This is a genomic window from Variovorax soli, assembly GCF_031454625.1.
Lineage (GTDB): Bacteria > Pseudomonadota > Gammaproteobacteria > Burkholderiales > Burkholderiaceae_C > Variovorax > Variovorax soli_A.
Window position 1 is genome coordinate 1 of sequence record NZ_JAVDRF010000025.1, and the last position, 10,752, is coordinate 10,752.

6 protein-coding genes and 1 pseudogene are annotated in these 10,752 nt (G+C 68.5%); 6 read left to right on the plus strand and 1 reads right to left on the minus strand.

Features of this window, described 5'->3' with window-relative positions; translation table 11 throughout:
* Positions 1-148: 148 nt before the first annotated feature.
* The gene (locus tag J2739_RS27695; protein WP_309907732.1) at positions 149-1,018 is read right to left on the minus strand and encodes a MurR/RpiR family transcriptional regulator; all 870 of its coding nucleotides are present in this window, start codon (positions 1,016-1,018) and stop codon (positions 149-151) included.
* A gap of 122 nt (positions 1,019-1,140) precedes the next feature.
* Between J2739_RS27695 and J2739_RS27700 the strand changes: the two genes are divergently transcribed.
* From J2739_RS27700 to J2739_RS27720, 6 genes and pseudogenes are all read left to right on the plus strand, one after another.
* Positions 1,141-2,478 (plus strand): aspartate aminotransferase family protein, encoded by a 1,338-nt coding sequence (locus J2739_RS27700; protein WP_309907733.1) that lies wholly within the window; start codon positions 1,141-1,143, stop codon positions 2,476-2,478.
* A 22-nt stretch (positions 2,479-2,500) separates the two neighbouring features.
* Positions 2,501-3,406: a transporter substrate-binding domain-containing protein gene (locus J2739_RS27705; RefSeq protein WP_405053981.1), complete on the plus strand. Its 906-nt coding sequence runs from the start codon at positions 2,501-2,503 to the stop codon at positions 3,404-3,406.
* A gap of 12 nt (positions 3,407-3,418) precedes the next feature.
* Positions 3,419-4,069: an aspartate/glutamate racemase family protein gene (locus J2739_RS27710; protein ID WP_309907735.1), complete on the plus strand. Its 651-nt coding sequence runs from the start codon at positions 3,419-3,421 to the stop codon at positions 4,067-4,069.
* Positions 4,070-4,332: 263 nt separating this feature from the next.
* Positions 4,333-4,458: pseudogene (locus J2739_RS27980) on the plus strand (ESPR domain-containing protein); the annotation flags it as partial.
* Between the two features lie 216 nt (positions 4,459-4,674).
* Entirely contained in the window at positions 4,675-9,408 is a 4,734-nt protein-coding gene (locus tag J2739_RS27715) for an autotransporter-associated beta strand repeat-containing protein (RefSeq protein ID WP_309907737.1), read from the plus strand.
* A 68-nt stretch (positions 9,409-9,476) separates the two neighbouring features.
* Entirely contained in the window at positions 9,477-10,301 is an 825-nt protein-coding gene (locus J2739_RS27720; RefSeq protein ID WP_309907739.1) for an undecaprenyl-diphosphate phosphatase, read from the plus strand.
* Positions 10,302-10,752: the final 451 nt, after the last annotated feature.

Sequence of the window (10,752 nt, forward strand, 5' to 3'; positions counted from 1 at the left end):
CGCAGGGTCGCGGCCAGTGGGGTCGCCTTTTCTTTGGTTACTTTCTTTTGGCGAAGCAAAAGAAAGTGACTCGCCTGCCGGGGCGACATCCCGGCTCCGGCCTCAAACCAAAAAGCAACGCCTCAACAAAGGCGGTAGATCCAGCAAGTCAAGCACCCCGCAGCCGAGGCGCCTGCAGATACGCCCCCGACTCGAACAACTGCCCCTCCGCCTCATCGATCCGCCGTATCACCCCCTTCCCAGCGCGGCTCGCCAGCATCTCCACCAGCGCCTCCGTCACCGCCACGCCTGCTGCGACTGACGGAAAGAAGGAGGGACTGTCGATCGCGAACAGCAAGGTCTCGTCCGCCAGCAGTGACAGCGGCGAGGCGATGCTGTCGGTGACGGCCACGATGCGCAGCCCCGCCGCCTTGGCCGCCTGCGCCACCTGCAGCGCCTCGCGCGAATAGGGCGCGAAGCTGGCCACCAGCAGCGCATCGCCCTTGGCGAAGGCGCGCTGCTGCATTTCCAGCGAGCCGCCCTGGCCGTCGACCAGGTGCACGCTCGCGCGGAACATCCGATACACGTAGACGAAGGAGAAGGCGATCGGGAAGCAGGCGCGGAAACCCGCCGCATGCACCGCGTTCGCCTTCTCCAGCACCGCGCAGGCACGCTGCAGCGCCGCCTCGCTCTGGCGGTGGGTGTTCTCCAGGTTGCGCCGCTGCACTTCGAACATCTCGCCGGCCAGGCCCTGGTCGCGCGCGCGGCCGATCAGGGTCTTGGCGCGCGCGCCGTAGGCGTCGCTGCTGCCCAGCCCCATCTCCGCTGCCACCGCCTGCTTGAACTGCGGCCAGCCCGCATAGCCCAGGTGCTGCGCGAATCGCACCAGTGTGGCCGGCGTGGCGCCGGCGCGGGTGCCGACGGCGCGCATCGAAGTCGTCACCACTTCGTTCGGATGGTCGAGGACATGCTTCGCGACCTGCTGCAGGGCAGGGCTGAGGCTGTCGTAGCGCTGGCGCAGATCGTCTTTGACGCCCATGGGTTTTCATCTCCGGTTGGAACGAATGTACCGGATGGAACAGCGTCGCCGCAGCGCCTTCTTGACGGAACAAATGTTCCAAACAATAATCCGAGCAGCACATTGGTTCCATTCTGTATTCCATGACTCACGTCTTTCACCGCCACCTGCGCCATGCGCCGAAGCTCGCCGTCGCGGCGAGCGGCATGACCTTCCGCGACGCGGAGGGCCGCGAGTATCTCGATGCCTCGGGGGGCGCCGCCGTATCCTCGCTGGGCCACGGCCACCCGGACGTGATCGCGGCGATGCACGCGCAGATCGACAAGCTGGCCTATGCCCACACCAGCTTCTTCACCAGCGAGCCGGCCGAGCGGCTGGCCGACGAGCTGATCCGCACCGCACCCCAGGGCATGAGCCACGTCTACCTGGTGAGCGGCGGCTCGGAGGCGGTGGAAGCGGCGCTCAAGATGGCGCGCCAGTACTTCGTCGAGATCGGCCAGCCGCAGCGCACCCACTTCATCGCCCGGCGCCAGAGCTACCACGGCAACACGCTGGGCGCGCTGGCGGTGGGCGGCAACGCCTGGCGGCGCGCGCCCTTTGCGCCGATCCTGGTCCCGGCCACGCACGTCTCGCCGTGCTATCCGTACCGTGAACAGCGCGTGGACGAGACGCCGGAGCAGTATGGGCGTCGCCTGGCCGACGAGCTCGAGGCGGCGATCCTGGGCCAGGGCCCCGACAGCGTGATCGCCTTCGTGGCCGAGACGGTGGGCGGCGCCACCGCCGGCGTGCTGACGCCGGTGCCGGGCTACTTCAAGGCGGTCCGCGAGGTGTGCGACCGTTACGGCGTGCTGCTGATCCTCGACGAGGTGATGTGCGGCATGGGCCGCACCGGCACGCTGTACGCCTGCGAGCGGGAGGGCGTGGTGCCGGACCTGGCCACCATCGCCAAGGGCCTGGGTGGCGGCTACCAGCCGATCGGCGCAGTGCTGGCGCAAGGCAAGATCGTGGACGCGATGTCGCGGGGCAGCGGCTTCTTCCAGCACGGCCACACCTACATCGGGCACCCGGTGGCTTGCGCCGCCGCGCTGGCGGTGCAGCGGGTGATCCATCGCGATGGCCTCCTGGCCAAGGTGCGCAGCGACGGCGAAGCCTTCGGCGCGATGTTGCGCGAGGCGCTGGGCGCGCACCCGAACGTGGGTGACATCCGCGGGCGCGGCTTCTTCTGGGGCGTGGAACTGGTGTCCGAGCGGGCGAGCAAGGCGCCGTTCGACCCGGCCCTGAATCTGCATGTGCGGATCAAGAAGGAGGCCATGGCCCAGGGTCTCCTGTGCTACCCCTTCGGCGGCACGGTCGACGGCAAGCTGGGCGACCACGTGCTGCTCGCGCCGCCCTTCATCGCGAGCCGCGGCGACCTGCGCGAGATCGCCGCGCGGCTGGCTTCGTCCATCGACGCCGTCGTGCGCGGCGCCACCACTTCCTAACCACGCCCCGAGGAGTCTTTCCATGGCCTTTCCACGCCTGCACATCGCCGGCGCCGTCTTCGCGGCCGCCTTCACCCTGATGCCCCTGGGCGCGCTGCACGCGCAGGAGGGCGGCACGCTCGCCAAGGTGAAGGCGAGCGGCGCCATCACCATCGGCTACCGCGAGTCCTCCTTCGGCTTTTCCTACCTGGACGGCGACCTCAAGCCGGTGGGCTACAGCATCGAGATCTGCAAACGCATCGTCGAGGCCATGAAGGCCGAGCTGAAGATGCCGGCCATCGAGCTGCGCTGGCAGGCCGTGACCTCGGCCAACCGCATTCCGCTGGTGACCAACGGCACCGTCGACATCGAGTGCGGCTCCACCACCAACCTGGTCGAACGCCAGAAGCAGGTGGCCTTCTCGCCCGACATCTTCCGCTATAACGTGCGCATGCTGGTGAAGGCCGATTCGGGCATCAAGAGCATCGCCGACCTGCAGGGGAAGACCGTGGTCACCACCACCGGCACCACCTCCTTCCGCCTCCTGCGCGATGCGGACAAGGGCCGCAACCTGGAGGTCAACAACCTGGCGGGCAAGGACCACACCGACTCGTTCCTGCTGGTGGAGAGCGGCCGCGCCCAGGCCTTCGTGCTCGACGACATCCTGCTGGCGGGGCAGATCGCCAATGCGCGCCATCCCAAGGACTTCATCATCACCGGCGAGAGCCTGCGCACCGAGAACCAGGCGCTGATGTTCCGCAAGGACGATCCGCAGATGAAGGCGCTGGTCGACCGGGTGGTCGGTGGCATGATGAAGTCGGGGGAGATGGAGAAGCTCTACCACCAGTGGTTCATGTCGCCGATCCCGCCCAGGAACATCAACATCAACTACCCGCTCAATGACGAGACGAAGGACGCGTTCGCGAATCCGTCTTCCAAGGGCATCTGAGAATCTGCGTCGATGACCCGTATCGCCCTGATCCACGCGCTCGCCCATTCCATCGCGCCCATCAACGCGGCCTTCGAGCGCGACTGGCCCGAGGCGGTTCGGATGAACCTGCTCGACGACAGCCTGTCGGCCGACCTGACGCGTGAAGGCGAGGGGCTGGACGCGGCGATGCACGAGCGCTTCCAGCGGCTGGCGCAGTACGCGGTCGACACGGGTGCGCAGGGCATTCTCTTCACCTGCTCCGCCTTTGGGCCGTGCATCGAGGCAGTGGCGCAGCGGCATGCCGGGATGCCGGTGCTCAAGCCCAACGAGGCCATGATCGCGCAGGCGGCGGCCGCTGCGGGCAAGCTCGGGCTGATCGCCACCTTCCGGCCCACGCTTGAATCGATGCCGCCGGAATTTCCGTCCGAAGTCGAACTCGAGCTTGCGTTCGCGGAGGGCGCGCTGGACGCGCTCAACGCCGGCGACACCCAGGCGCACGATGAACGCATCGCGATGCAGGCCCGTGCGCTGCGCGACAAGGGCTGCAGCCGCATCGCGCTTGCCCAGTTCAGCATGGCGCGTGCCCGCGCGGCCTGCGAGGCGGCCACCGGCCTGCCGGTGCTGACCACGGTCGAGAGCGCGGTGAAGGCGCTGCGTACGCGCCTGATGACGCGCGCATAGCCGGCGGGCGCGCCCGTTCTGCGACGCACGCCGGCCTTCGTCCCGGCGCGTCGGCGGGCGAAGGAATTCTCGCTTTTTGTCGCAATTGTCTGGCGCCGCCGTCGGGCGTTCATAGCATTTCCCCGGTCGCTGACTCTTCAGGGTTTGTCGAACGGCGGCTGAGCTTCTGGCAACTAGGCGCAGAAGGCAGTCACCGTTGAGACGGCGGCATTGCCGCCACGCGCGCGCCGCGCGTGGTCCCCGAATGACTCAAGAACTTTCCCATGAACAAAATCCATCGCAGTCTTTGGAATGCCGCCTTGGGTGCCTGGGTGGCGGCCCCAGAGAACGTGCGCGCGCAAGGCAAGCGCAGCCGAAGTGCCTCGCGCAAGGCGAGGTCCGGCGCGATGAAGGCGGTGTTGCGGGGTCAGGCAGCGGCTCTGTGGATGAGCGGAACGTTCATTGGTGCGCTGATGCTGGCAGGGTCTGCGACAACGGCCCACGCACAGGCTCAGGCCGTGAGTCTGGATGGGGGCCGCGGATCTGACGTCCGCTCAATTCAAGGTCAGATCCTCCCAGGTGGCGCCGGAGGCAGTTCCGCCGTTCCCGACGGGTCGGACGGGACCGTGAATGCTTCCGGTGATGGTGGTGGGAGCGGCGGCGGTGGCGGCGGCGTCAGCTTGTCCACCGGGGCGGGCGGCAAGGGGGGGACAGGCGGTGACAGTGAAGGATCGAGTGGCGGCAGCGGCGGCAGCGGCGGCAGCGTGCTCAATACGATTCAAGGGGACAACACCATCCCGCTGCTCGGTATGGCTGGAGCGGATGGCCTGAAGGGTCAGAACGTCGTTGACCTGGTCGGCACCGGTGGTGGCGGTGGCGGCGGCGGTGCATTTGGCCTCGTCCTTTCGGGGACCGGCGGCTCGAGCAACTCGTCGCAGATCCAAGGCGGCCGGGGCGGCACGGGCGGGCTGGCCGGGCAACGCGACCTCATATTCGACAGGCCTGGTGGCGGTGGCGGGGGCGGTGCCGGCGGTGGCGGGGTGCTGCTGACCGGGGCCATCAATTTCACGAACAGCGGCTCTTTGTCAGGCGGGCAGGGAGGATCGGCTTCGACCAACGCCAGCGGCACCCTCCTCAACAACGGTGTTGGCGGCGATGGCGGCATGGGCATGGCACTCACCGGCGGCGGCAGCATCGACAACAGTGGCGTCATTGCCGGGGGCGCGGGCGGCGAGGGAGGTGCTTCCCCCACCTTTCCCACCGGCGGCAATGGCGGCGCTGGTGTCGTGCTGACTGCAGGGGGCTTCGTGCTGAACACGGGCACCATCCAGGGCGGTACAGGCGGCTCCAAGAGGGGCAACAATCCCGATTTGCTCGGTCCTGGCGCAGGGGGCGCGGGTATCGTGGCGACCGGCAATGTGAGCATCACCAACGCCGGCATGATCAGCGGCGGCTTGAGCGGCAACGGCGGGGCCACGCGCGCGAACGCAGTCGATCTGTCCGGCGGCAACAACACGCTCACCCTCCAGGCTGGTTACGGATTCACCGGCAACGTGGTGAGCGCCAGCGGGGCGACCCATGGCGGGGACACCCTGGCGCTGGGTGGCGATGCAAACCCGTCGGCCGCCTTCAATGTCTCGGACATCGTGGGCAGCTTGCCTGCCTCATACACCGGCACGCAGTACGTGGGCTTCGCCAACCTGGCCAAGACCGGCGCCAGCACCTGGCAGCTCACCGGCAACGGCAGCGCCGGGCAGACCTGGTCGATTGCCGAAGGCACGCTGCAAGGCGATGCGAACACATTTGCGGGCAACATCCATTTCGCACCGGCATCACCTGGCGCCGACCCGGGCGTGGTCTTCAATCAGGGCAGCCTGAATGCCAACAGTCCTGCAACGACCACCTATGCCGGCTCGATCAGCGGCGCGGGAACGCTGACCAAGATCGGCGATGGCACGCTGACGCTCACCGGGAGCAGCTCGTACACCGGCACGACCGCCATCAGCGGCGGCACGCTCGCGCTGGCCGGTCCTGCCAGCATCGCCGCATCGAGCAATGTCATCGTGGATGGCAATCTCGACCTCAGCGGCATCCTTTTCGGTGCCACGCTCACGAGCCTGAGCGGCAGCGGCACCGTGGCCCTCGGAGACCGAAACCTGACGCTGTCCAACGCGAATGGAACGTTCGCCGGGGCCATCGGCGGCGCGGGCGGCCTGACGCTGTCCGGCGGCACCCAGGCCCTTTCGGGCATCAACACCTACAGCGGCGGCACCACCGTCACGGGCGGTGCGACGCTATCGATTTCTGCAGATCAGAACCTGGGTGCGGCGTCGGGCGCCCTGACTCTGGACGGAGGCACGTTACAGACCACGGCGGCGACGACGACCGCGCGTGCCATCACGATCGCGAACGCGGGCGGCTTCCAGACCGATGCCAACTTGACCGCCAACGGTGTCATCTCCGGAGCGAACGGCCTGGTCAAGACCGGTGCCGGCACCTTGACCCTCGCCGGTGCCAACACCTACAGCGGCGGGACCAGCCTGTTGGCCGGCAAGGTGTCGGTATCGGCCGATGCCAATCTCGGCGCATTCGGCCCGCTCGTCTTCGACGGCGGCACCTTGCAAATCACCGGCACGGGATTCACATCGACGTCGCGTCCCGTTCTCTGGGGACCGAACGGAGGGGGCTTCGACATCGTCGAAGGCAACGCAAGCTTCAGCATCGGTCGAACGCTGACGAAGGGCGGCTCCTTGACGAAGGAGGGCGCGGGCACGTTGGTGCTGTCGGGTGCCAACGCCTACACCGGTGGCACCATCATCAGCGGCGGCATCCTGGCCGGCAGTGCGAGCAGCTTCGGCAGTGGCGCCATCGTCGACAACGCCACGCTGCGGATCGATCAGGCAGGTGACGCGATCTTCGCGAACCCCATCTCCGGCAGCGGCACCTTGATGAAGACCGGCGCGGGCACCTTGAGCCTCTCCGGCGCGAACAGCTATGCAGGCGGCACCACGGTCACGCAGGGCACGCTGTCGATCGCCGCGGACCAGAACCTGGGCGCAGCCTCCGGCGCGTTGAACCTCGATGGGGGCACCCTGCGCACCACCAGCGCCTTCGCCACAGCGCGCAACGTCGACCTTGGCGCCGGCGGCGGGACCCTGCAGACTGCTGCCGATCTTTCGGCGAGCAGCATTGTCAGCGGCGCAGGCGCCTTGACCAAGACCGGCGCCGGCACGCTGACGCTGTCAGGCGCCAACACCTACGCAGGCGGCACCACGATCAACGCCGGGACCCTGGCCGGCAGCGCCGCCAGCTTCGGCAGCGGCGCCATCGCCAACAACGCCGCGCTGCGCATCGACCAGCCCGAGGACGCCACGCTTGCCAACACCGTCAGCGGCAGCGGTACCGTGACCAAGACGGGCGCGGGCACCTTGACCCTCAGCGGCGAGAACAGCTACAGCGGCGGCACCGATCTCAAAGAAGGCCGCCTGGCTGTCGGCAACAACCGCGCCCTGGGCAGCGGCGAGCTCGCCATGCACGAAGGCACGATCCTGCGCTTCGCCGCCGATGGGCTCAGCCTGGCCAATCCCATCGCCTTCACGGAGGCGGTCGATCCCTTCATCGACACCGGCGCCTTCACCGCCACCCTCACCGGCGCCATCACCGGCCCGGGCGACTTGAGCAAGATCGGGAGCGGCACCCTCATCCTCGCCGGCGCCAACACCTACAGCGGCGCCACCACCGTGGCCGAAGGCACCCTGCGCGCCGGAGCCGCCAACACCTTCAGCCCGGCCTCCGCCCATAGCGTGAATCCCGCTGCGACGCTGGACCTCGCGGGCTTCAGCCAGAGCGTGGCCGCCCTCACCAATGCAGGCACCGTCTCCCTCATCGGCAGCGCTCCGGGCACCACCCTCACCGTCACCGGCCCCTACGTGGGCAACAACGGCCTGCTGCGCCTGGGCACGGCCCTGGGCGACAGCGCCAGCGTGAGCGATCGGCTCGTCCTCAGCGGCCCGAGTGCCGTCGCCAGCGGGCGCACCACCGTGCAGGTCGTCAACCTCGGCGGGCTGGGGGCGCTGACCACCGGCAACGGCATCGAACTCGTCAGCGCGCAGGGCGGCGCCACCACCACCGCCCAGAGCACCCAGGATGCCTTCGCCCTGCAGGGCGGCCATGTGGACGCCGGCGCCTACGAATACCGGCTGCAGCCCGGCGATGCCGCAGGCGCCGGGGAGAACTGGTACCTGCGCTCCACCAGCACCCTCATTGCGCCTGCTCCACCGGCCCCACCCCCAGCCGTTGAGCCAACTTCACCGGCGCCGCCGCCGTTGCCTGCTGGTCCGTCATCGCCACCGCCGGCCCCAGCTGCTGCCGCCATCGAGGTGCCCACCTACCGCGCCGAGGTCCCCCTCTTCGCCGCGCTGCCCGAGCAACTGCGCCAGGGCAACCTCGCCATGCTGGGCAACCTGCACCGGCGCATCGGCGACGACGATGTGCGCACAGCTGCCAGTGCCCAAGGATTGTCCGATACCAGTGATCGCCGCGCCTGGGGCCGCGTGCTCAGCACCCGCCAGAGCATCGAGCAAAGCGGCACCGTCACCCCGCAAAGCGAGGGCCGCTTCAGCGGCCTGCAAGCCGGCACCGACCTGTGGAGTGACCCCCACTGGCGCACCGGCCTCTACGCCGGCCAGCTCGATGGCGACCTGCAGGTCAAGGGCTTCGCCCGCGGCATCGCCAACCTCCCCGTGGGCAGCAACGACTTGCGCAGCCAGTACCTGGGCGGCTACGCCACCTGGACCCACGACAGCGGCTTCTACGCCGATGCCGTGCTGCAGGCCGGGCGCCACCGCTACGAGGTCAAGCCGCAAACGGCCCTGCGCACCAAGGGCAAGGCCAGCAGCCTGAGCGCCTCGCTGGAGATCGGCCAGGCCTTCGCGCTCGGCGAGGGCTGGCAGATCGAGCCGCAGGCGCAGCTGGTGCACCAGCGCATCGACCTCGACGACGTGGACATCGCCGGCGCGCGCGTGCGCCAGGCGCGCGAGGGCAGCTGGCTCGCCCGCGTGGGCGTGCGGGTGAAGGGCGACATCGCCACCAGCGCGGGCCGGCTGCAGCCCTACGGCCGCGTGAACGTGTACCGCACCGCGGGCGGCAGCGACACCACGCGCTTCATCAGCCCGGCGGCCAGCACGGCGATCGCCAGCAGCACGGGCAGCACCTCCACCGAACTCGCCGCGGGCTTCACCCTGGGCCTGAGCGAATCGACCAGCCTCTACGGCGAGGTGGGCAAGTTGTGGGCCTCGGGCGGGGACGCCCGCGTGAAGTCGCAGCTCGATGCGTCGGTGGGGCTGCGGGTGCGGTGGTAGGCAGCCCGTGCTGAACGGAAGCTGACCGAGGTCCTCGCGATAATCGGCGCTCTTCAAAAGGAGCGCGCGTGGATATCGTTTTGCTGGCCAAGGCCGCCATCATGGGCATCGTCGAGGGACTGACCGAGTTCCTGCCCATCTCGTCGACCGGCCACCTGATCCTGGCGGGCTCGCTGCTGGGCTTCGACGACGACAAGGCCAAGGTCTTCGATATCGCGATCCAGACCGGCGCGATCCTCGCCGTGATCATCGTCTACTGGCAGAAGATCCATGCCACGCTGGTAGCACTGCCGCGGCAGCACAAGGCGCAGCGCCTGGTGCTCAACGTGCTGATCGGCTTTCTGCCCGCGGTCGTGCTGGGCCTGCTGTTCGGCAAGCTGATCAAGGCGCATCTGTTCACCGCGGTGGTGGTCGCCAGCACCTTCATCATCGGCGGCTTCATCATCCTCTGGGCCGAGAAGCGCCCGCCCGGCGCGGTGCGCGTCGAGCACGTGGACGACATGACCCCCTGGGACGCGCTCAAGGTCGGACTGGTGCAGTGCTTTGCGATGATCCCGGGCACCAGCCGCAGCGGCGCCACCATCATCGGCGGCATGCTGCTGGGCCTGTCGCGCAAGGCGGCGACGGACTTCTCCTTCTTCCTCGCGATCCCGACACTGATCGGCGCCGGCGCCTACAGCCTCTACAAGGAACGGGCGCTGCTGTCGGCGGCAGACCTGCCGCTGTTCGCGGTCGGACTGGTCTTCTCCTTCGCGAGTGCCTGGCTCTGCGTGCGCTGGCTGCTGAAGTACATCAGCAGCCACAGCTTCGTGCCCTTCGCCTGGTACCGCATCGCCTTCGGCATCGTGGTGCTGGCGACCGCGTGGAGCGGCGCCGTGGTCTGGGCCGAATAGGCGCTGCGACGTTGCCCGGCAGCGTGAGCTCTGACGCCGGGGGCTGCCCGTGCTGCATGCAGGCGACGCTTCATGCGCGTCATGAGGCAACTACCAGATTCTTCCGGATTTGAACGAGACCATGTCCTCAGCTGCTCGATGAAGAGCGGCGACGCGCTCTCCGACTTCGGGCCCGTCAAGCTGTCCGGCGAGCGCTCCCACGTCCAGAACAAGTGCTGCCCGGTAGCCCGATGCGGGGCGCACAAAAAAAAGCCCCCGGCTGTACCGGGGGCCCATTTGCGAACTTGCGCAAGGTGTCAGGGCACGTTCGAGCTGTGCACCGAGATCGGCTTGAACGGCAGGGACAGCTTGCCGGCGAACTCGCCGATGCTGGTCAGCGTCGGGCAGGCGCCCGGCACGGTGCAGAAGCCGCTGCCCGCATCGGGGTAGATCACGTCGCCGAAGCGGTAGT